Annotated in this window: 20 protein-coding genes; 12 read left to right on the top strand and 8 right to left on the bottom strand. The window is 54.8% G+C overall.

The genetic code is table 11. The features are described from left to right. The first annotated feature begins 29 nt into the window (after window positions 1–29). Genes COHPA_RS0105315 through COHPA_RS0105300 form a run of 4 tightly spaced genes read left to right on the top strand, consistent with a single transcriptional unit; the run spans window position 30 to window position 6,001 of the window. Window positions 30–1,802 carry a cache domain-containing sensor histidine kinase gene (locus COHPA_RS0105315; RefSeq protein WP_027085165.1) on the top strand — a complete coding sequence of 591 codons (1,773 nt, stop codon included), beginning with the start codon at window positions 30–32 and terminating at the stop codon, window positions 1,800–1,802. Further along, window positions 1,777–3,405, top strand: coding sequence for a response regulator transcription factor (locus COHPA_RS0105310; RefSeq protein WP_027085164.1), 1,629 nt, complete (start codon window positions 1,777–1,779; stop codon window positions 3,403–3,405). Before COHPA_RS0105315 ends, COHPA_RS0105310 begins: the two co-directional genes overlap by 26 nt. Before the next feature lie 26 nt (window positions 3,406–3,431). Further along, window positions 3,432–5,084 carry an MGH1-like glycoside hydrolase domain-containing protein gene (locus tag COHPA_RS0105305; RefSeq protein ID WP_027085163.1) on the top strand — a complete coding sequence of 551 codons (1,653 nt, stop codon included), beginning with the start codon at window positions 3,432–3,434 and terminating at the stop codon, window positions 5,082–5,084. Window positions 5,085–5,113: 29 nt separating this feature from the next. Then, window positions 5,114–6,001 (top strand): glycoside hydrolase family 43 protein, encoded by an 888-nt coding sequence (locus COHPA_RS0105300; protein ID WP_027085162.1) that lies wholly within the window; start codon window positions 5,114–5,116, stop codon window positions 5,999–6,001. Window positions 6,002–6,378: 377 nt separating this feature from the next. Here the strand turns inward: COHPA_RS0105300 and COHPA_RS0105295 are convergent, their stop codons facing one another. Both COHPA_RS0105295 and COHPA_RS0105290 read right to left on the bottom strand, forming a co-directional pair. Next, window positions 6,379–7,242, bottom strand: a complete 864-nt coding sequence (locus COHPA_RS0105295; RefSeq protein ID WP_245590327.1) for an IS3 family transposase — start codon at window positions 7,240–7,242, stop codon at window positions 6,379–6,381. Between the two features lie 11 nt (window positions 7,243–7,253). Next, window positions 7,254–7,589, bottom strand: coding sequence for a transposase (locus COHPA_RS0105290; RefSeq protein ID WP_027085160.1), 336 nt, complete (start codon window positions 7,587–7,589; stop codon window positions 7,254–7,256). 176 nt (window positions 7,590–7,765) lie between these two features. On the opposite strand from COHPA_RS0105290, the gene COHPA_RS0105285 reads away from it, so the two are divergent. Together COHPA_RS0105285 and COHPA_RS0105280 are read left to right on the top strand one after the other, a co-directional pair. Next, complete coding sequence (locus tag COHPA_RS0105285; RefSeq protein WP_027085159.1) at window positions 7,766–8,908, top strand: family 8 glycosyl hydrolase; 1,143 nt, start codon at window positions 7,766–7,768, stop codon at window positions 8,906–8,908. Window positions 8,909–9,037: 129 nt separating this feature from the next. Then, the gene (locus COHPA_RS0105280) at window positions 9,038–9,247 is read left to right on the top strand and encodes an aspartyl-phosphate phosphatase Spo0E family protein (RefSeq protein WP_027085158.1); all 210 of its coding nucleotides are present in this window, start codon (window positions 9,038–9,040) and stop codon (window positions 9,245–9,247) included. A 51-nt stretch (window positions 9,248–9,298) separates the two neighbouring features. Here COHPA_RS0105280 and COHPA_RS0105275 read toward each other — a convergent pair whose 3' ends face one another. Together COHPA_RS0105275 and COHPA_RS0105270 are read right to left on the bottom strand one after the other, a co-directional pair. Continuing rightward, the gene (locus tag COHPA_RS0105275) at window positions 9,299–10,228 is read right to left on the bottom strand and encodes a proline dehydrogenase family protein (RefSeq protein WP_027085157.1); all 930 of its coding nucleotides are present in this window, start codon (window positions 10,226–10,228) and stop codon (window positions 9,299–9,301) included. Between the two features lie 22 nt (window positions 10,229–10,250). Beyond that, on the bottom strand, window positions 10,251–11,456 hold the full coding sequence (locus COHPA_RS0105270; protein WP_027085156.1) for an ornithine--oxo-acid transaminase: 1,206 nt from the start codon (window positions 11,454–11,456) through the stop codon (window positions 10,251–10,253). A gap of 112 nt (window positions 11,457–11,568) precedes the next feature. Between COHPA_RS0105270 and pruA the strand changes: the two genes are divergently transcribed. Both pruA and COHPA_RS0105260 read left to right on the top strand, forming a co-directional pair. Continuing rightward, window positions 11,569–13,116, top strand: a complete 1,548-nt coding sequence (gene pruA, locus COHPA_RS0105265) for an L-glutamate gamma-semialdehyde dehydrogenase (protein WP_027085155.1) — start codon at window positions 11,569–11,571, stop codon at window positions 13,114–13,116. A 123-nt stretch (window positions 13,117–13,239) separates the two neighbouring features. Then, a complete protein-coding gene (locus COHPA_RS0105260) occupies window positions 13,240–14,013 on the top strand; it encodes a Cof-type HAD-IIB family hydrolase (protein WP_027085154.1) in 774 nt (257 codons plus the stop codon). A 265-nt stretch (window positions 14,014–14,278) separates the two neighbouring features. Here the strand turns inward: COHPA_RS0105260 and rocF are convergent, their stop codons facing one another. Then, window positions 14,279–15,184 (bottom strand): arginase, encoded by a 906-nt coding sequence (gene rocF, locus COHPA_RS0105255; RefSeq protein WP_027085153.1) that lies wholly within the window; start codon window positions 15,182–15,184, stop codon window positions 14,279–14,281. Between the two features lie 136 nt (window positions 15,185–15,320). Beyond that, a complete protein-coding gene (locus COHPA_RS0105250) occupies window positions 15,321–17,057 on the bottom strand; it encodes a methyl-accepting chemotaxis protein (RefSeq protein ID WP_027085152.1) in 1,737 nt (578 codons plus the stop codon). Between the two features lie 192 nt (window positions 17,058–17,249). Here COHPA_RS0105250 and COHPA_RS0105245 point away from each other — a divergent pair, with 192 nt between their 5' ends. Continuing rightward, complete coding sequence (locus tag COHPA_RS0105245; protein WP_027085151.1) at window positions 17,250–18,089, top strand: DegV family protein; 840 nt, start codon at window positions 17,250–17,252, stop codon at window positions 18,087–18,089. Window positions 18,090–18,141: 52 nt separating this feature from the next. Here COHPA_RS0105245 and COHPA_RS0105240 read toward each other — a convergent pair whose 3' ends face one another. Further along, window positions 18,142–18,603 (bottom strand): hypothetical protein, encoded by a 462-nt coding sequence (locus COHPA_RS0105240; RefSeq protein WP_027085150.1) that lies wholly within the window; start codon window positions 18,601–18,603, stop codon window positions 18,142–18,144. Window positions 18,604–18,822: 219 nt separating this feature from the next. On the opposite strand from COHPA_RS0105240, the gene COHPA_RS0105235 reads away from it, so the two are divergent. Together COHPA_RS0105235 and wrbA are read left to right on the top strand one after the other, a co-directional pair. Beyond that, window positions 18,823–19,488, top strand: coding sequence for an SOS response-associated peptidase (locus COHPA_RS0105235; RefSeq protein ID WP_027085149.1), 666 nt, complete (start codon window positions 18,823–18,825; stop codon window positions 19,486–19,488). A gap of 87 nt (window positions 19,489–19,575) precedes the next feature. Further along, on the top strand, window positions 19,576–20,190 hold the full coding sequence (gene wrbA, locus COHPA_RS0105230) for an NAD(P)H:quinone oxidoreductase (protein ID WP_027085148.1): 615 nt from the start codon (window positions 19,576–19,578) through the stop codon (window positions 20,188–20,190). A gap of 85 nt (window positions 20,191–20,275) precedes the next feature. Here the strand turns inward: wrbA and COHPA_RS0105225 are convergent, their stop codons facing one another. Next, window positions 20,276–20,812 (bottom strand): hypothetical protein, encoded by a 537-nt coding sequence (locus COHPA_RS0105225; RefSeq protein WP_027085147.1) that lies wholly within the window; start codon window positions 20,810–20,812, stop codon window positions 20,276–20,278. Window positions 20,813–21,133: 321 nt separating this feature from the next. Here COHPA_RS0105225 and COHPA_RS0105220 point away from each other — a divergent pair, with 321 nt between their 5' ends. Next, window positions 21,134–21,724: a thymidine kinase gene (locus tag COHPA_RS0105220; RefSeq protein ID WP_027085146.1), complete on the top strand. Its 591-nt coding sequence runs from the start codon at window positions 21,134–21,136 to the stop codon at window positions 21,722–21,724. Window positions 21,725–21,728: the final 4 nt, after the last annotated feature.

The following is a 21,728-nucleotide window of genomic DNA, read 5'->3' as shown; positions in this document are numbered from 1 at the left end:
GTACGATTACTTGAAGAGGAATGAGCCCGATGCGCAGACTGGTGAAATATCCGACCAAACTATTCACGCTGATGATGGTTTGTTTCGTCGGGTTATGCAGCCTGTTACTGCTCGTATCGGGCTTCGTCTATTACGAGACGTACTCCAATATCGCGTACCGGGAAATCCGCGAGACGAAGTCGGAATTGCTCGGGGAGAAGTCGCAGAACCTATCGAACTATGTATCGGCCATTCAAGATACGGCGCTGTTCACCGTTACCAATTCGCTCGTGCAGCAGACGCTCGGCTCGCCGCCGGACAGCTTGTACGACTTCGTGTCGAAGGCGAGGGAGCTCGACGACGAGCTCAAGAAGCTCACGGTCGTAAAGGCCGGTCTGGAGTCGATCGAGCTCTATACCGATTGGCTGAAAGGTTACTTGGAATACCCGAGCACCTCCCTTCACACGATGGCCGCGGCGGAAGCCGAGGGATGGCTCCCCCGGATGGACGAGGCGGACGGCTTCTGGATCGCGTCCCACGATAGGCTCGAGGGCGGGCGGTCCGCTCGCGTCATCAGCTACGTGCACCGAATTTCCGGCGACCGGGGCAAGCTGCTGGGCGTCGTGAAGATCAACATTCCCGAATCGCAGCTGTTCCGTATTCTGACTCGCAACGACGCCGGGGCCAGCATCGACGATTACTACGTCATTCGCGACTCCAGGGGAAACTATATCGCATCGATGCTGCCCGAAGGCTTCGAGACGCCGATCCGGGAAGGGAAAAGCGCTCATGTAGTCGCGGGGACGCATTATAGCGTCATTCAGACCGAAGAGAACTCGGAATATTGGATGCTGCAGCAGTTGATCGCCAAGGACGTGCTCGTGCAAAGCGGCAACGAAATCCGCATGCTCATCGTCGGTCTTCTCGGCGGGCTTATCCTGCTGTCCATTCCGCTCGCCTTCTGGGTGTCGCGGAGGCTGACGTCGCCGCTCCACGGCATGGTTCAAGGAATGCGCGCCGTCGAGCGGGGCGACTTCAACGTCCGGATGAACGCGTCGAACATTCAGGAATATTTGTACCTGACGACGCACTTCAATCGCATGGTGCACCGACTGAAGGAGCTGATCGGCCGGCTGAACCAAGAGCACCGCGACCGCCGCGAGGCGGAGATTCAGCTGCTGCATGCGCAAATCAAGCCTCATTTCTTATATAACACGCTCGATCTGATCCATTGGCGCGCGCTCGATTACAACGCCCACGAGATTAGCCAGATGGTGCAGCAGCTGTCCAAGCTGTTCCGGATCGGGCTTAGCAACGACAAATGGTACGTCGCCGTTCGCGACGAGATGCTGCATGCCCGCTGCTACATGGTCATTCAAGAGTACAGGCAGAATTTCAACATCACGTACGAGGAGCAAGTAGAAGGAGATCTGCATGACGCGATCGTGCCGAAAATCATTCTGCAGCCGTTCCTCGAAAACGCGGTTATTCACGGCAATTGGCAAAAAGGCGACAAGGCGATCGTCAAAGCATCGTTCGAGCAGAAAGACGACGGCGCGGGCAAGCAATTGTTCGTCACGATAACCGACAACGGCGTCGGAGTGCCGGAAGGCTTCGACGTTACGCGAACCGGCGGCATCGGGATTCGCAACGTGATCGACCGCATCCAGCTGTATTGCGGACCGAAGTACTGGGTACAGGTGACTCCCGGAGACGGAGGCGGCACGCGCGTCGTGATTCGTTTACCTATCGTTCGTTACGAGGAGGAAATGGAACAACTGCGAAGGAGCTTGGCCGATGAATACGATTCTATTGGTGGATGACGACGAATACGCGATCGGCGGCTTGCTGAAGCACGTCCCGTGGACCGACATGGGCGTAAGGATCGTCGGAACGGCGTCGGACGGCGCCGAAGGGTTGGCGAAGTACCGCGAGCTGAAGCCGGATTTCGTCATTACGGACGTCTACATGCCCGTGATGGACGGGTTTCAGTTGACCGAGGAAATCCGCAAGGTAGACCCTAACGTTCCGATCGTGATCCTAAGCGGTTACGACGATCTGGCGAACGCCCGGAAGGCGGTTTCTTCGGGCGTCCATCATTTCTTGCTGAAGCCGCCGAGCATCGCGGAGATCGAGTTCGTCGTTCGCGAAGTGCTGCAGATGCTGAACGAGCCGAAAGAGCAAGACGAGCTGCTGGCCAGCTACTTGCAGCAGCAGGACATCGTGAAGCGTTCGATGAAGGACGCGTTCTTCCGCGATTTAATTACGACGCGCTACCGGCCGGAGGAATTGCCTGTCGATAGAATCGCGTTCATGGGTTTGCCCGAAAGGACGACGGTGCGCGCGCTGACGTTAAGCCTGGTTCGATCCGACGTGACCGTGCGCCGCGAGGAACGGGATTGGCAGTTGCTGCGGTTCGGCACCGGGAACATCATCCGCGAAGTGTTGGAGGAGAACCTTCCGAAGCAGCCGGGCCTGACGGCCGAAGTGCTGGAATATTCCGATCAGGAGTTCGTCGTGATCTTTCTGTGCGATCCGGACGCTCGCATCGAAGAAGGCGGCTTGTCTTTCATCATGCGGACTTCGAACGCGATGATGGACAATATTCTGCAATACATGAAATTGTCCGCGCTTGCGGGTCTAGGTACCGGCAAGGAAGGATATGAGCGGCTCATCGACTCCTACTTGGAAAGCCGAAGCGCGGTGGAAGTCGCGGAGATGAACGAATGGAACCGCGTCTACTCGTACTCGGGCTCGGTGAAGCAGGGCGCGGGACGCATTCTGTCGATGGACGAGGTTCGCCGGCTGCACGACGCGATATTCCTCAAGCAGTGGCAGCAGGTAGAAGAGCTATGGTGCGCGATCAAGACCGACATGACGTCGGGTAACGTGTCGCTGCCCGTCTGCAAGGGGATTTGCGCCGGCGTCGCCAGCGCGCTATGGACCGCCCTGCAGACGTCCGACACGCAAGCGGAGCATGCGGAGGCGGGACTCGAGGAACTGCTTATGCAGTTGGGCCGTCACGGCTCCGTCCGGCCGATGACGGAATGGATGGACGATATCTTAACGAGGCTGCTCGCCCAAATCCGGGAGGAACATGGCGGCAAGAAAAGCCACGCGCTCGTCGACAAAGTCATTCACGATTATATCGAGAAGTGCTATCACGAGGATATATCGCTAGAGCGGATTGCCGCCAGCCTTCACGTGAACCGCAACTACTTAAGCCAATTGTTCAAGAGAGTGACGGGCGAGCCGTTCGTCACTTACTTCAATAAGTACCGGATTCGCAAAGCGATCGAGCTGATCGAGACCGGCCAATATATGGTTTACGAGATCAGCGAGCGGGTAGGCTTCCAGAACTCGACGTATTTCAGTCAAGTGTTCAAATCGATTACCGGCTACAGCCCTTCCGAATACAAAAGGTAAATGAGCGAGCTAAGGGGGAAGCAGCGATGAGCGCGATGCTGGATAAGTTGCGAGGCATCGATACGATAGATCGGGTTGGAAAGCACGGAACGGAAACCGGACGGGCGCTTCATGCGGAGTTCGTGCGGTCGGGCGTCAAATTCGCGGCTAATCCGGATCTGCTGGAGAACGTCTATTACGCGGCGCTCGGCAAGCTTGCGGATTGCGTGAAGCCGAATGCGCAAGGCAAGTCGATTCTGCAGGAGGGCGGCGTTTATTTCGGCTGCTGGCTGGAGAGCACGGGGACGATCAATACGGAGATCCTGTCCCGGTTTTGCCCGGAAGCGGCGGAGGCGACGTTCGAGCAGTTCGCCGTTCTCCAGCGCGAGGACGGATTGTTGCCGTACAAGGTCACGGCTAGCGGTCCCGTCTTCAAGCAAATTCAACTCGTTACGCCGCCTGCGAGAAGCGTGTGGACGCACTATCGGGTGAACGGGCGCGATCGCGAATTTCTGCGGCAGATGTATACGTCGCTTACGCGATACGACGAGTGGCTTGCGGAATACCGCGATACGCGGGGAACGGGCGGCGTCGAGGCGTTCTGCACGTTCGATACGGGCCACGACTTATCGCCGCGGTTCTGGCATATTCCCGATACGCCGTACGAGGACGATCCGGCGAAGTTCGATCCGCATGTGCCGCATTTGCCTCTCGTTGCGCCGGATTTAACGGCTAGCGTCTACTGCAGCCGCCAATACTTGTCCTTCATGGCAGCGGAGCTGGGCATGGCGGACATGGCCGAGCACTGGACCAACAAGGCGAACCAATCGCTTCAAAGCTTGATCGACCATTGTTACCACGAGGACGATGGATTCTTCTACGATCTGGACGCGAACGGCTCGTTCAATCGCATTCAATCCGACGTCTTGTTGCGCGTGCTCGCGTCCGAAGTCGGAGACGACACGTACTTCTCGTCATCCTTAAGAAGGTATTTGCTCAACTCGCGCAAGTTTTTCTCCAAATACCCGCTAACGTCGATCGCGATGGACGACCCGCGTTTCGATCCTTCTTCGAGCTATAACACGTGGGGCGGAGCGGTCAATTTCCTAAGTTTGATACGGGCTCCGCACGCGTTCGAACGACACGGCCGCCACGTCGAGCTGACGTGGATCTTGCAGCCGATTGTGTCGGCGATGTCGAACATGAAGCGGTTCGGCCAATGCTTAAGCCCGTGGACGGGCGAAGAAGGCTTCACCGACACGTATTCGCCGGCCATTTTATGCGTGCTCGACTATATCGAGCGGCTGTGCGGCATCCTGCCGACGAATAACGGCGAGCTGTGGTTTACCGGGTTAATGCCTCAGACGCGCGATCACGGGACGAAGCTCGCGGACGAGACGGCTTACAGCCGAACCGTCGACGGAGTCGTGTTCGAACTGCACAATACGCGGGAGGAATGCAAGATTTACCGTAACGGCGAGCTGCTGTGCCGATTCCCGGCGGGCGTTCGGATCGTAACCGACCGCAGCGGAAACTTGCGCTGCGTGGTCGGGATGAGCATCAGACCGGCGGAAGGCCGGTTGCTGTACGGCGGCGAATCGCTGGAGCTGCGCGCCGAAGGCAACGAGGTTCTGAGATACTCAGGCGGCAATTGGAAAGTCGAATCGTCGCCGGGCGTCGTGATGCCAGCGTACGAATAACGTTATAGGCGAGGAAGGGTGAGCGAAGCATGCCGACGAAAGATCACATTCAAATGCGCGATCCGTTCGTGTTAAGAGAAGACAGCGAAGGTCTATATTACTTATACGGTTCCACCGATCCGGACATCTGGAAAGCGAAAGGCATCGGGTTCGATGCCTTTCGGAGCAAGGACTTGGCCCTGTGGGAGGGGCCTTTCCCCGCCTTCCGTCCGGATCCGGATTTCTGGTCGGACAGAAACTATTGGGCTCCGGAAGTGCATGCGTACGGCGGCCGATACTACATGTTCGCGACGTTCAAGGCGGACGGCGTTTGCAGGGGCACGCAAATTCTAGTCTCGGACAACCCGCTCGGTCCGTTCCGTCCGCATAGCGACGGTCCCGTCACGCCGAGAGAGTGGGAGTGTCTGGACGGAACGCTGTTCGTAGACGGCGACGGCACGCCTTGGATCGTGTTCTGCCACGAGTGGGTGCAGATCAAGAACGGAACGGTGTGCGCCCTGCGGTTGTCGCCGGAGCTGGACCGCGCGATCGGCGATCCGATCGAACTGTTCGCGGCCAGCGAGGCGGCCTGGGTCGATCCGGTCCACTCGCCTCGGCACGGCACGGGATACGTGACCGACGGTCCGTTCGCGTATCGCTGCGACAACGGCGAATTGCTGCTGCTCTGGTCCAGCTTCCGTCAAGGACGCTACGCGCAAGCGATCGCTCGCTCCGCGTCCGGCGGCATAACCGGCCCATGGACGCAGGATCCCGAGCCGCTGTATGACAGCGACGGCGGCCACGGCATGATCTTCCGCACGTTCGAAGGACAACCGATGCTGGCACTGCATACGCCTAACAACACGCCGGACGAGCGGCCGGTGTTCATCGAGTTGGCAGAGACGGACGGACGGTTGAAGGTGAAGGTGAAGGAGTAGAGTATGAGGTATGGCGTTGCGGACCAATAATGTCTCGTATGGATGGCGACTACAGGGCGATGGTCCCTGTGTCGTCATTTCGCGTCTGCCATGCATTCCGACGGGAGAAGAAAATAATAACCAATCGATAGTTATTTTTCTGCAAAACGAGTATGTACGGTAAATAACAACCAATCGACAGATATTGTATGAATAAATTGATAGCTACTGCATTGTAGTCGCGAATAAATGCAAATCATTGTTATTTTATAAGAAAGTCATGGATTGAACAGAAATAACTGCAAATCGTTGTTATTTCGACTTACAGCGGACTGCTTATCGCTGTTAAAGCGCTTACGATTTGGACCTCAGTCAAGAAAGTGGACACCCCGAATTGCTTAACTTACGCGTTTGTAATATAACGCTTCAAATTGCGTAGGCGACATATATCCCAAGGTGCCATGAATTCGTTTGCGGTTGTAAAACAGCTCAATATACTCAAACATTTCTTGTTGCGCCTGCGCTTTAGTATGGAATTTCGTACAGTAAACAAACTCTTTCTTCAGCACACTGTGGAATGATTCAATACAGGCGTTGTCGTAGCAGTTCCCTTTGCGACTCATACTGGCTTTCATTCTGTACTTCTTCAATCGCTTGCGGTATTCGTCTGACGTGTACTGCGATCCGCGGTCGGAGTGATGAATGAGCTTGTGTTTAGGCTTCTGAGCGGCGTATGCGTTGTCTAGCGCTGCAAGCACCAGATCCTCTGTCATGCGGTCTCCAAGCTGCCAGCCCACGATTTTACGAGTGTACAAATCAAGGACGCTGGCGAGATACAGGCGGCCTTCACGGCAGGGAATATAGGTGATGTCGGTTACCCAAACTTTGTTCGGTGCAGTGGTTTTGAAATTCTGCTTGAGCAGGTTTGGTGCAATCGGATTACTGTGATTCGAGTCTGTTGTGCAAACCCGGAACTTCTTGGCGACGCAAGAACGCATCCCATTTTCCTTCATCAGTTTACTGACAAGACGGGTGGAGACTTGCCACCCCTCTTTGCGCAGCGTGTCCGTAATTTTGGGGCTTCCATAACGCTTTTTATTGTCGTGGAATAGCCAAGAGATACGCGCTAGCAGAGCCTTTCTCCGGAGCTGGTACCGATTCAAATTAGCCTTCTCAGAAAGCCACTTGTAGTAGCCGCTCCTTGAAACCTTTAGCACAATGCACATCTTCTCCAATCGAAATTCAGAGCGATGATCTTCGATGAATTGGAACCTTAGTTCCTTTCTTTCCCGAAGATGTGCAGAGCCTTTTTTAAAATAGCAAGCTCCTCTTGCAGGTCAGCATTCAAGGCTTCTTGCTTTTGTTTAGCCAACTCCATCTCTCGCAACTGTTGCTCCAATTGACGGACTTTATCTGGTGAGGCTTGGATCTCTGTCTGCATCTCAGCTTGGATCTCAGTACGGTATTTTTGCTTCCAACCGTGCAATACGCCAGCTGAGATATCCAATTCACCGGCTATCTCCGGCATTGTCTTGGATTGCTCCAAAATGTACTTTACAGTTCTCTTTTTGAACTCCTCTGTGTATCGATTACGTGTTTGCTTTTCCATACAGGACACCTCTTCTCGTTAATGTAATTATCTAGTTACACTTAACGGGTGTCCACTTTATATTCTAGTTCCAATTCTATAGTATCTAAAGTACAAGCTTTAATTTCCTAAATAAGCCGTGACTCTTCACGGCTTATAATGGTATTTGATTGCGAGCACAGAGAGGAGATTCCAGCATGACAAACTTGCGAGGATCGTTCCACACCGGTCAATACCGGAATTTGTTCAAGGAATACGGCTATTCGGAGCAGGAGATCAATGAACGCGTCAAGCAGACGTGGGAAGCTCTGTTCGAAGGCGACGAAGATACGAGAATCTATTACGATGCCGGAGACGACATGGGGTATTTCATGGACACCGGCAATAACGACGTTAGGACGGAAGGCCAGTCTTACGCCATGATGGTGGCCGTTCAGATGAACCGCAAGGACATCTTCGACCGGGTCTGGCGCTGGACCCACAAATACATGTTCATGACGGAGGGCGCTAACGCCGGTTATTTCGCTTGGTCGTGCCAACTGGACGGAACGAAAAACGCGTACGGCCCGGCTCCGGACGGAGAAGAATATTTCGCGCTTGCGCTGCTGTTCGCCTCCCATCGCTGGGGCGACGGCGAAGCGCCGCTCGATTATAGCGTTCAAGCGCGCGAGCTGCTTCGCGTCATTATTCACAAAGGCGAAGACGGCATCGGCCATCCGATGTGGAATCCGGACAATAAACTCATTAAGTTCATTCCGAACTGCGAGTATTCCGACCCTTCTTACCATCTGCCGCATTACTACGAGCTGTTCGCGCTGTGGGCTTATCCGGAGGATCGCCCGTTCTGGAAAGACGCCGCCCGAGCGAGCCGCGAATATTTGAAAATCTCGTGCCATCCGGTCACCGGATTGGCGCCGGAATACGCGCACTACGACGGAACGCCGAACAACGAGCGCGGCTTCGGCCACTTCTTCAGCGACTCTTATCGCGTCGCGGCCAACGTAGGCCTCGACTACGAATGGTTTAGAGGAGACGAATGGGAGATCGAAGAAGCGAACAAGATTCAGGCGTTCTTCGCGGACAAGACTCCGGACGATTACCGCCGGTACACGATCGCCGGAGAGCCGTTCGAAGAGAAGTCGCTTCATCCGGTAGGCTTGTTGGCGACGAACGCGATGGCTTCGCTCGCGGCGAACGGCCCTCACGCGAAAGCCAGCGTGGAGTTGTTCTGGAACACGCCTGTTCGTACCGGCGGCAGACGGTATTACGACAACTGCTTGTACATGTTCTCGATGCTGGCGTTAAGCGGCAACTATCGGATTTGGATGCCGCAGGCGTAACGTCTAACAATTTACACATACTTTTCTAACTTTTATCCTGTAACTTACGTAATACACGCTGGGTAGACTTAAGTTATCGCTGGAAGGTATCGCTGGCAGTACGCTGTTAAATCGAGGAGGTGGAGAAGCATGGACCGCGAACTGATGAAAGTAAGACGCCGGATCGAACGATTGCGAAACGCAATGGTATTGGCGTATTCCATTCAAGGTAGCGAGCTAGGCAACCCGAACGTTCTCCGAATCTCGCAACGATTGGACGAGCAACTGAACACGTATACCCGTTGCGCGCTGCAGCTTACGCTCTCCGCAAGACGACACGCGGCACTTATCTCTACATGACTACACCCGAACGAAACCGAGCGGACGTTGTTCCGCTCGGTTTCGCTGCGTTTATCGCCGATTTCGATTTTTCACGATGAACATGACGTTCGCCGGACGCTCCGCGAGACGGCGAACGAAATACGGATACCACATTCGTCCGTAGGGAACATAGCATCGGACCGTATATCCTTCGTCGGCCAGCTGTTTCTGCGATTGCGAACGGATGCCGTACAGCATCTGAAACTCGAAGCGATCGACCGTGATGCCGCAGTCGTCGGCGTAACGTTTGGTCCAATCGATGATACGCTCGTCGTGCGTGGCGATCGCGGTGTAGACGCCGCTATCCAGCCGAAGCTTGATCAGACGTAGGAAATTCGCGTCCACATCCGTTAACCTCGGATACGCGAGCGTTCTCGGCTCCTTGTATGCGCCTTTGACCAATCTGAGCGTGACGCCTTCACGGGTCAACCGTTCGACATCTTCCTCCGAACGATATAAATACGCTTGTATGACGGTACCGACATTGCTCAGACCGTCCGCGCGCAGCCGCCTGACAAGGCCGATCGTGGCAGCGGTGCAAGCCGTATCCTCCATATCCAGCGTAACGAAGTTGGAGCAAGAGCGGGCGGCAGCGACGATGTCGCGTATGTTGGCGTAGCAGTTCTCGGGATCCAGCTTCAACCCCATTTGCGTCGGCTTTAGAGAGACGGTGGCTTGAATATTCGTGCCGCGAATGCTCTCCACAAGCCGGATATATTCGTCCCGATAGACGGCGGCTTCGGCTGTCAGGCGGATTCCTTCCCCAAGATGGTCGAGCGTGACGCCTATTCCTTGAGCGTTCAGCTCGCGCACCCGAGCCAATGCCTCGTCGAGCGTTCGTCCGGCGATGAACCGTTGCGCGCCTCGTTTAAGCCCGTACTTGGCCGCAAGCTTCTCGGCGAGTTTATTGCCGGCGAGCGATAGCAGCAGCGACCGGAAAATTCTCGTTCCAAGGTCCATGCGCAACACACCTCCGCATCCGTTACGAGGTTAGCACCGAATGTATAGCGGCAATTACGCATTCCAGTTCGGCTTCCGTGATGATAAGAGGAGGAGCGATCCGAATCGTGTTCCCGTGCGTGTCTTTGCATAGGAATCCGTCATTAAGCAACTGCTCGCAGTACGGCCTGGCGGGAACGATCAGCTCTATGCCGACGAATAGTCCGGCGCCTCGGACTTCGCGGATCAACGGGTTGCGCAGTTGCTTCAACCGATCGATCAAGTAACGGCCAAGCGCAAGCGACCGATCCGCGAGCCTCTCGGATTCGATTGCGCCGAGCGCCGCGATCGCGACCGCGCAGGCGAGCGGATTGCCGCCGAACGTAGAGCCGTGCGAGCCCGGTTCGAAGACGCCGAGGACGCTGTGATCGGCCGCGACGGCCGAAATCGGCATTACGCCCCCGCCAAGCGCCTTGCCTAAGATATACGCGTCCGGAACGACGTTGTCCCATTCGCATGCGAATCGCTTGCCGGTTCGGCCGAAGCCCGTCTGGATTTCGTCCGCTACGAACAGGACGTTATGCTTCCTGCATAGCTGCTTCGCTTGCCGCAAGTAACCCGGAGGCGGAACGATGACTCCGGCTTCGCCCTGTATCGGTTCGACGAGGAACGCCGCGGTGTTCGGGTTAATCGCGGTCCTTAACGCTTCGATATCTCCGAACGGAACGAGCCGGAAACCGGGCGTGAAGGGACCGAAGCCTTCCCGATACTCCGGACTTGAGGAGAAGGAAGTAACCGTGATCGTCCTGCCGTGGAAATTGCCTTCGCATACGATGATTTCGGCTTGCTTGGGCGCGACGCCTTTATACCTGTAAGCCCAGCGGCGTACCGCTTTGATCGCCGTCTCTACCGCTTCCGCGCCGGTATTCATCGGCAGGACGGTCGACTTGCCGGTGAGCTTCGCCGCTTGCTCGAGGAATAGCCCGAGCTGATCGTTATAGAAAGCGCGAGACGTCAGCGTGATCCGATCGGCTTGGTCCTTCAGCGCTCGAATGACCGCGGGATGGCGATGGCCCAGGTTGAGGGCGGAGTAACCGCTAAGCAAGTCCATATAGCGCTTGCCTTCCGCGTCCCATACCCATATGCCTTCCCCTCTGGCGATGACGACCGGCAGCGGTTCGTAGTTGCGCGCGCCGTACCGGTCGAATTGCCTTATGACGGCTTCTGATGCCGATTCAGGCGGATCCATAAGAACACCCCCTTGCCTTAATTTATTAACGCTCGGTCGTTTCCGTCCCACCCATTCGGTGCATATGCTGATGTATAAGCCTTTCACCGACCCCGAGAGGATGGGATCCGAGATGATGACGCCGTTTCGGAACGAACCGTTTACCGATTTCTCCAAGCCGGATAACAAGGCGGCATTCGAAGGAGCGTTGCAAAGAGTGGAGTCCGAGCTGGGGCTTCATTATCCGCTCGTTATCGGAGGGATGCGCATCGCGACTTCCCGTACGCTTGCGTCGATCAACCCTTCTTTCTTCGAGCAAGTCGTCGGCCAGGTCAGCCTGGCGGATCAAGAGCTCGCGGATCGCGCGGTTCGGACGGCGGCAAGCGCCTTCGAGAGCTGGAAGAAGACGGGCGCAGGCGCAAGAGCGCGTCTCTTATACAAAGCCGCGGCGATACTTAGACGGCGCAAGCACGAGTTCTCGGCATGGCTCGTCTACGAAGCGGGCAAGACATGGCCCGAGGCTGACGCCGATACGGCCGAAGCGATCGATTTCATGGCATTTTACGGCCGGGAGATGGAGCGGCTTGCCGTACCTCGGCCTCTAGCTCCTATCGACGGCGAGCATAACGAGCTGACTTACCTTCCGCTGGGCGTCGGTCTCGTTATTCCGCCGTGGAATTTCCCGCTGGCGATCCTTGCAGGCATGACGGCCGCGTCGATCGTGGCGGGCAATACCGTCGTATTGAAGCCGGCGAGCCCGACTCCGGTTATCGCCGCGAAGTTCGTGCAATTGCTGGAGGAAGCCGGACTTCCGCCGGGAGTGGTCAACTACGTGCCGGGACCGGGAAGCGAGATCGGGGACTATCTCGTCGAGCACCCGCTGACGCGTTTCGTGGCGTTCACGGGTTCTAAAGAAGTCGGGCTGAGGATCAACGAGAGAGCGGCCCGAGTCGCTCCGGGGCAACGATGGATCAAGCGGGTTATCGCGGAGATGGGCGGCAAAGACGCGATCATCGTAGACGGGGACAGCGATCCGGAAACGGCTGCCGATGCGATTACGGCGTCGGCATTCGGTTATTCGGGGCAGAAGTGCTCCGCCTGCTCCAGGGCGATCATCCACGAGAAGGCGTACGACGACGTGCTGTCCCGCGTGATCGAGAAGACGAAAAGGCTAACCGTCGGCAACGCCCGCAACTTATCGACCTCGATCGGACCCGTAATCGATATTCATGCGTACGAGAAGATCCTGTCCTACATCGAGCTTGGCGGCGCCGAAGGGCGGATCGCGCAGGGAGGCAGACCGGGCAATCCGAAAGGCTATTTCATCGAGCCGACGATCATCGCCGACGTGGACAGCCGAGCGAGAATTTCGCAGGAGGAAATATTCGGTCCCGTTGTCGCCTTTACAAGAGCGAGCAGCTTCGAGCAGGCGCTTGCCTTCGCCAATGACACCGAATACGGGCTGACCGGCGCCGTCATATCCAGCAATCGCGAGCATTTGGAGCAAGCCAGGCAGTCGTTCCATGTCGGCAACCTCTACTTTAACCGTAAATGCACGGGCGCGCTGGTCGGCGCGCACCCGTTCGGCGGATTCGATATGTCCGGCACCGATTCCAAGGCGGGCGGAAGCGATTATTTGCTGCTGTTCATGCAAGCGAAGGTCGTCAGCGAGCGGATGTGAGCGTCGCACGGGGTGAAATTCAGTCGAATTCCGAGATTTAGAGATTTACAGCGCGGCGCTTTTATACGATGATAGAGAGCAACGATCGCTTTTTAGGCGGAAGAAAGGAACCGTGCTCTTATCATGGCTTATAAAATCGTGTTTTTCGACATTGACGGAACGTTGCTGGACGAGGATAAAAAGCTGCCGGAGGATGCGGTTGACGCGATCCGGAAGCTGAAGATGAGCGGCGTCGAGCCGGTCATCGCGACAGGTCGGGCGCCTTACTTCTTCCAACCGATCGCGGAGAAGCTGGGCATCGATTCTTGGGTCAGCTTGAACGGCGCATACGTCGTCTATAGAGGCAAGGAAGTGTATCAGCGCACGATACCGCTAGAAGATCTGGAGAAGCTTGTCGAGTTATCGTCTCGCAACGGCCATCCTCTCGTATTCGAGGGCAAGGATAACTATTACGCGAGCGAAGAAGGACATACCGCGGTGTTCGATTCGATCGAATCGCTGAAGGTGCGGCACCCGGAAGTGAATCCGAGCTTCTGGAAGACGGAAAGCGTATATCAAGCGTTCCTTCATTGCGAGAGCCATGAGGAGCATGCCTACCCGAATGAGCTGCCGAATTTGCGGTTCGTCCGTTGGCACCCGAATGCGATGGACGTGCTTACCCGCACGGGGTCTAAGGCGGACGGCATCGGGGCGCTGCTCGCGACGCTCGGAATCGAGACGGAGGAAGCGGTCGCTTTCGGCGACGGGCTTAACGATAAAGAGATGCTGGAGCTCGTCGGGCTAGGCATCGCGATGGGCAATTCGCACAAGGAACTATTGCCTTTCGCCGACTACGTCACGACGCGGGTCGATGAGGGAGGCGTCCGGAACGGGCTCGTATATGCAGGCTTGCTGTAGCGCGCGAATAAGGCCAATGAGGAAAATCCTCATTGGCCTCTTTTCGTTATGGGGGAGCGAATAACAGCAAATTGATAGTTATTTATCGGGATGTCATGTGTTTTGGGAAAATAACAACAAATCGACGGTTATTTTTCATAAAATCGCGATTTGATTGATTTGTGTCTGAAATAACTGCAAATCGTTGTTATTCGGCGGTAACGACATCAAATAGTCGACAATAACTGCAAATCGTTGTTATTTGTGTTCCAAGAACAGTTTGAGATTATAATATTCGTTCGCCGAGAAGCGAACAGATGAGTTCAAGCGTCAGGTTCGTCGTCCTGCCGCCGTTATCGCAAGAAGGATTGAGTTCGACGAATTCGGCCGAAGTGACGATGCCCGATTCGCACAGCAGCTCCAGGGCTAGATGCGCCTCGCGGTAGCTGAGCCCGCCGTGCACCGGCGTTCCCGTTCCGGGGGCTTCGCCGGGGTCTACGCTGTCGATGTCGAAGCTAAGATGGACGCCGTCCGTGCCGCTTCCGGCGATGCGTATCGCTTCCTCCATGACTCGGCTCATGCCACGCCGATCGACGTCGTGCATCGTGAAGCAGGCGATGTTGTTCGCTTTAATATAGGCCTTCTCGCCGGGATCGAGCTGCCTCCCGCCGATCAATACGACGTTCTCCGGCTTGATCTTCGGACCGTCGCCGCCGATGCGGGTCAGCCGTTCGTCTCCTTCTCCCAGCGCTACGCGAAGCGACATGCCGTGTATGTTGCCCGATTCCGTCGTCTCCGGCGTGTTCAGGTCCGTATGCGCGTCGATCCAGATGACGCCGAGCCTGCGATACTGCGGGGAAAGTCCCGCTATCGTGCCTATGGCGATGCTATGGTCTCCGCCGAGCACGAGCGGATATCGGCCGGCGGACAAGATGCCCGACACCTTTGCAGCCAACTTGGTTGTCACGTCGGATACTTCGGCTAAATTTCTAAGCCTATCGGAGCTTTGCGAATCGATTGTTGTTGTCTCGTAAGTTACAGTCCCGGCGTCGTCGACGTCGAAGCCGAGCAATCGCAGTCTTCGTTCGAGTCCGGCTTGCAGGATGGCCGCAGGACCGTCGGCCGCTCCCCTGCGTCCGGCGCCTAAATCGAAAGGTACGCTCAATATCGACAGTTCTCTAGGTTGTGCCATAGGGATGAGCTCCTTCCCCGCGAGTAATAGCATTTAGCGGCTTCAGGTTGTTGTTCCCATCATAACACGAAAACGCGCCCCGCTCGACGAGGGAAAGTCGAATGGGGCGCGGATTATTCGCGGTAACTTCATCCAGTTAGAGCTTGAATTGTTCCACCGCCGCGTTCAAGCTGCGCACGATTCCGTTAAGCTGATCCGCGGAACGGGCGATGCTCTCGACAAGAGCGAGTTGCTCCTCCGTCGCCGCCGCGACGCCCTCCGATTTGGCGGCAACTTCCCGCACGGAAGAAGAAGACTGGTCGATGCTTGCCGCGACTTCCTGCGAGCTGGCCGACATCTGCTCGGTCACCGAGGACGTCTCGTGAATTTGCTCGGCGACTTGACGGATCGACCCGACGATCGATGCGAAGCCTTCCGAGACTTCCTGCATGAGAGCGGCACTCCGTTGTACTTGAGCTAGCGTAGAGCGCATGTAGCCGCTTGCGTGGTCGATCTCGGCGCGCGTATCGGAGACGAGATCGTTAATGCTGTTCGCCGATTCGAGAGAGCTTGCCGCCAGCTTGCGGATTTCTCCGGCGACGACGGCGAAGCCGCGTCCGTGTTCGCCCGCGCGGGCTGCCTCGATGGATGCATTCAGCGAGAGAATGCCGGTCTGGTTCGCGAAGCCCGTAATGTTCTCGGTAATGGCTCCGATCTCGGCGGACTTCTCGTTCAGGACGGTAACCGAATCGTTCAGCCGTTCGATCTCGGAAGACATGAGCTCCATCTGCGATTTCAAATTGACAAGCAGCTCGTTGCCGATTTCCGCTTGTTTGTTCGTATCGTTCGCATGTTGGGATATCGTGCCCGTGCTTTCGGCGATCCGTTGCACGCCGATCGTCATCTCTTCCATGGCTCTGCTCGATTCATCCATGATCTTCGATTGCGTCTCTACGAGCGTGGTCACTTCTTGAATGTTCTCCGCGACGTGGGACGCCGCGTTCGTCGATTCGTTCGCGCTTACGCCTAGCTCGTTCGTCGACGCCTGTACCGAACGGGCGTTGTCGGCGATGCTGCCGATCAAATCGCGCATCCGCACGATCATGCCGTCGACCGCGCGCTGAATGCTGCCGAGTTCGTCTTTCGTATAAGCGATTTCCGCCGGTTTATCCAAGAATCCGTCGTACACGCGCTGCGCTTTCTCGCGAACTTGGTTGATCGTGCGGGTAATTTGCCTGATGAGGAACATTCCGAATACGATCAGTACGATCCATTCAACGATCAGCCATATATACATGCCCATCGTCGTTTGTTTGCCTTCCGCTTTCTCGTCCTCGATCGTTTGCAATTGGAATTGCTCGATGATTTCTTCGATTTTATCGATATGGTTTCGAGCGCTCTCGAACGTTTTGGCAATCTCGGCGTCGGCGTTCGGATCGGCTTTCGGCTGTTGGAGGCGTTGCGTCGTCTGTTCGATCCATGCAGCAAGATCTTTGCCGAACAGCTCTGCGATTTCGGAGATCGGTTGCTTCGATTCCGGGTGCACGATAGTCGTGATGCCGCTTCCTGCAGAAAGCTCCTGTGCTTTAGCGAGACGCTCTTGGATCTGTTTCAGGTTGTCGTCGAAGTCTTTCATCGCCGTTTCTTTCTGTTTCGCGTCCGTGATCGGCGAGACGACGATCAAATAATCGCTATAGGCTTGATACATATCCCGATCCGCGTTGAGGACCAACGTAGACACTTGGCTGCCGCTCTCGTACAAATTCTTCGAGAAATCGTCGATCGTGTCCGAGTTCAATTTAACCAAATACAACGCGGCGCAAGCAAACAGCACAAGCGGAACGAACAGCATAAGCAGAAGTCGGGTTTTTACCGAGATGTTGGTGATTTTCAAACGCGATGCCCCCATTGTAGAGTGTGATGTGTCAAGTTTCTTCTCTCTCTTATCGGACTTTTTTCATATGCGCAGTAGGACCTTTAGTACTATCTTCATCTGTGTCCTTGGTGGCGCGATGGAAGTCGCATTTTCAATCGGCCGGCGAATGGGTATACTATGAAGGTTGTATCTCAACTAGAAGGTGACCTTATGGCTGGAATTAGAATCGTTACGGATTCGACGACGGATCTTCCGAAAGAATGGCTGAACAAATACGGCATCGAAGTCGTTCCTCTAAGCGTGTACGTTGGCGGGGAGACTTATTTAGACAACGTGACGATCACTCCGCTCGAATTCATCGAGAAGATGAGGGGAAGCTCCGAGCTGCCCAAGACGTCGTTGCCGCCCGTCGGCGTCTTCGTCGATACGTACAACCGGCTTGGCGAGAACGGGGATACGATCCTATCCATTCATATGGCAGGCGGATTAAGCGGTACGTACAATGCGGCTTGCTTGGCGGCGGAGATGACGGCGAGCCGCGTGGAAGTCATAGATTCGGAGATGATCTCGCAGGCGCTGGGCTTTCAAGTGATCGAGGCCGCCAGGATGGCGAGGGACGGTCATAACGCGGCTAGTATCGTAGCCCGCCTGAAGGAAGTGCTAGGCCAAACCTCTCTGTTCGTCGTCGTAGATACGCTCGACAACCTCATTAAAGGCGGACGAATCGGCAAAGCCGCGGGTTGGATCGGCTCGCTCCTAAGCATCAAGCCGATCGCGATGCTCGAGAAAGGCGTATATACGCCGCTAGCCCGCGTGCGCAACATGTCCCAGGTCATTAAGACGTTAATCGAGCGCTTCGAGCAGGATACCGCGGGCAAGACCGTGCGGGGCATCGGCATCTCCCATGCGGATAATTTACCGCTCGCCGAGAAGCTGACGGAGCAAATCGCCCGATTCACTTCGGCGCCGGTTACCGTCCGTCCGGCGACGCCGGTCATTACGGCGCACACGGGACCCGGAGCGATCGGATTCATGTATTACGCGGATTAGAAGGCAGCAGCAAAAACGGCGACTTCTGGTGTGAAACCCCGGGCCACGTTTATTAAATACTGAAATAGGCTTCGTCATAAAATTCATCGGTTGCCCAGTAATTGGTGAAGAAAAAAAAGTCGAAAAAATCGAAATGATCAATTTCGACTACAATATCCGAATACAAATAATATTTTTTGTTTATAGCCAGCGGCTCCGACTTTATTGTCATGTCTGTTTTGTTGTATAAATCGTTTCTCCAATCGAGAGTTTGACTCATGATCACCCTCTCGCCGCCATTGGGAAGTAACTCTTTAAGCAGAATACGCCATTTCGCATAATAGATGTCGTCAGGATCCCTTGTTGTATGAAATTTAGCAACCGCCTTGACTTTGACGTCCCAACTGAAGTAATTAACTTGATACTGGAAATAAGTATCGACGCTTGATTTGATTCCATCGCCATAAACCGAATTGGAAAAAGAAACCAGGAAAAGCGCCATTACGGATACGAAAATCAATAATTTCTTTTTCATGATCCACTGCTCCTATCATGATTTGATGAGTCGGGAAGCGTTGCGGCAGCCTGATTGTTCGAGTCGATCCCGTATAATAGTATGAAATCGATTGTAAAAAAAGACAAAGAAAGTAAATCATTAATTGGAGCGCAGATCGAGTTTCCAACCCATGCATATTTTACCTGGCGGCAGCCCACACTAACCCGAATCCATATTCGGGAAGCGTGGGCTGATTTTATGTGTAACCGCTATACATTAACGGCAGAATTGTCGGACTTGACCGATGAGTTCGCGATCGATCGGGTACAGATCCCTTATAATCGGCGTTACAACATCGCGCCGACCCAGCTCGTTCCCGTTATCGAGAAGATGGGCGGGGGGCGTTGCTTGAACCAGCAGCGCTGGGGGCTCATGCCGTACTGGGGCAAAAGCTCGATCAATACGAGCTTGGAGACCTTGAACGAAAGACCGTATCTAGGAGCCATGCTGAAGAAAAAACGTTGCGTCGTGCCTTGCAGCGGATTTTACATCTGGAAGCAGGAGGGTAAAACCAGGCAAGCATGGCGCGTCATCCACCGCGAGAAGCGGACGTTCGCCATGCCCGGGATTTACGATATATGGCTCGATTCCGAGAAGAATGAATTTCCGATGTGCACGGTCATCACGGCCGGCATGGCGTTCGGGACCGATCACGCGATGCCGATCGTGCTCGATCGTAACGGGATGGACATCTGGTTGAACCCGGTGGAGACGAGCGCGGATGCTTTGATCGCGATGCTTCACTCGCAGCCTAAAGCGGATTTCGATATGTACCCGGTATCGCCGCTCGTTGCCAGTACGGCGCATGAATCGCCGGACTTCATCGCCGAGCTTCGCTCCGATTTTCCGCTGGTAAGAGTGTAAACGGCGCGCTTTAAGCGCATGAATGAAACGGAAGCCGATCGGGGAATGCTGTACGTGGTACGAAATGGCGAATAGGAGTGAAAAGGCGTGTCCGATGTAAAATTGGCGATCATTTACTACAGCTCCACGGGTACGAACTACCAGCTGTCTCAATGGGCGGCCGAAGGCGCGAAGCAAGCCGGCGCCGAGGTCCGAATCTTCCGCGTGCCCGAACTGGCGCCCGAAGCGGCGATCGCCTCGAACCCCGCGTGGAAGGCGCATGTCGACGCGACCAAAGACGTGCCGGTCATTAGCAACGCGGACATGGAGTGGGCCGACGCCTATATATTCTCCGTGCCGACCCGGTTCGGAAATCTGCCGGCGCAGATGAAGCAATTCTTCGATACGTTAGGCGGGCTATGGTTCCAAGGCAAATTGGCGAACAAAGTCGTCAGCGCCATGTCGAGCGCGAGCAATACGCACGGCGGCCATGAGGCGACGATCTTGTCGTTGTACACGACGATGTATCACTGGGGCGCGATCGTCGCAGCCCCGGGGTACACCGACCCGGTCACCTTCGCGGCGGGCGGCAACCCGTACGGCACGAGCGTAACCGTCGATCAGAACGGCGCGATGGTCGAGGACGTCCAAGCGGCGGTCGTTCATCAAGCGAAACGTACGGCAACAGTAGCAAGCTGGGTGAAGAAAGGTTTGCAAGGGTAATCGAATCAGCAAGATACGACAAAGCCCCCCGGTCTAATCGACCGGCGGGGCTTTGCCGTTCCTGTATTACGAATGTTCGGCTAACTTAATTGTATACGGCTTTAAGTTGATAGCTCGATGCGGCCGAGTAATTATAATTGTAAATCGGTTGGCCCAAAGGATTCGTTCCGATAGAAGTCGGCGGATGACCGTATACTTTAATATAGAATTGGGTTGAGCCGGACGTATTGAACGAGACAATGTCAGTACCGCCGGAGCCGCCCTGCGTATAAGTAGCGTTCGTAACCAGCGAAATGACGCCGTCAACTACTTTGAAAACGGCGACGTCGAAATTCAAACACGACACATTCACGTACTCATAATGCGGACCCGTATAAAAGGTCGTGCACGGACTTTTCAACGTGACTTTAACGTTCTTGTTCGTCCCGGTGTTGATTTTGAAGTAATCCGTTTCTAGAGGGACGCCAATTTGGCTGTTTACGGTAGAGCCTATCGCCATAGTAATTGCCGTGCCGGTGGAACCGTTAGGGTTCGTATAGTAGTCAGCAAATGCCGATTGTGCGAATACGATCATCATTACCGTTGCTAACAATACGGATGTTAATTTCTTAACCTTCTTCACGATTAAAGCCTCCATTGTTTAGTGTTTAAAGCTGGCCAGCTCCAAAAACAACCATATTACAAAACAAGCATAATTTAAAATAGTAAATATATACCATCTTTTACTGCAAACAAGTCAAAATATAGGTCAAAAAAACCATTTCGATGTCGAATGATATAAAAATAAATTATTTTTAATATTTTTTACCATTAATGTTTTCGGCGAGGGAAATCTTCGACAAATAACGCGAAGGCGACGAAGATAACGATTGCGGATTTAATGGCACAAACTTTAACGAGCAAGTATAATTGGGCTACGATCATCAACTTTGGAGGGAAACCGTTGGCGCAGTTATATTACAAATACGGCACGATGAACAGCGGCAAATCTTTCGAAATCATCAAAGTCGCCCACAATTACGAGGAACAAGGAAAGCCGGTCATTATTTTTACGCCCGCGATCGATACGAGAGACGGCGTAAATCAGGTAGGATCGCGAGTCGGCATGACGCGTCCGGCGATTCCGGTCGACGCCCAGACGAATTTATTAGAGAGCGTGAAGGGCTATAAGCCGACATCCGGCAACGATCGGATCTATTGCGTGCTCGTAGACGAGGCGCAATTCCTGAACAAGCGCCAAGTGCTCGAGCTGACGCGGATCGTGGACGAGCTCGGCATTCCGGTCATGGCATTCGGGCTGAAGAACGACTTCCAGAATCAACTGTTCGAAGGCAGTTATAACTTGCTCATCCAAGCCGACAAGATCGAAGAGATCAAGACGATTTGCTGGTATTGCGACCGCAAAGCGACGATGGTCATTCGGTTCCGCGACGGCGTCCCCGTCAACGAAGGCGAACAAATCCAGATCGGCGGCAACGAGGATTACAAGCCGGTATGCCGCAGATGTTGGAACAACGCGTTCAAACAGCCATAAAATA

This window comes from Cohnella panacarvi Gsoil 349, assembly GCF_000515335.1.
Classification (GTDB): domain Bacteria; phylum Bacillota; class Bacilli; order Paenibacillales; family Paenibacillaceae; genus Cohnella; species Cohnella panacarvi.
This window is presented reverse-complemented; position numbering and strand designations above follow the sequence as displayed.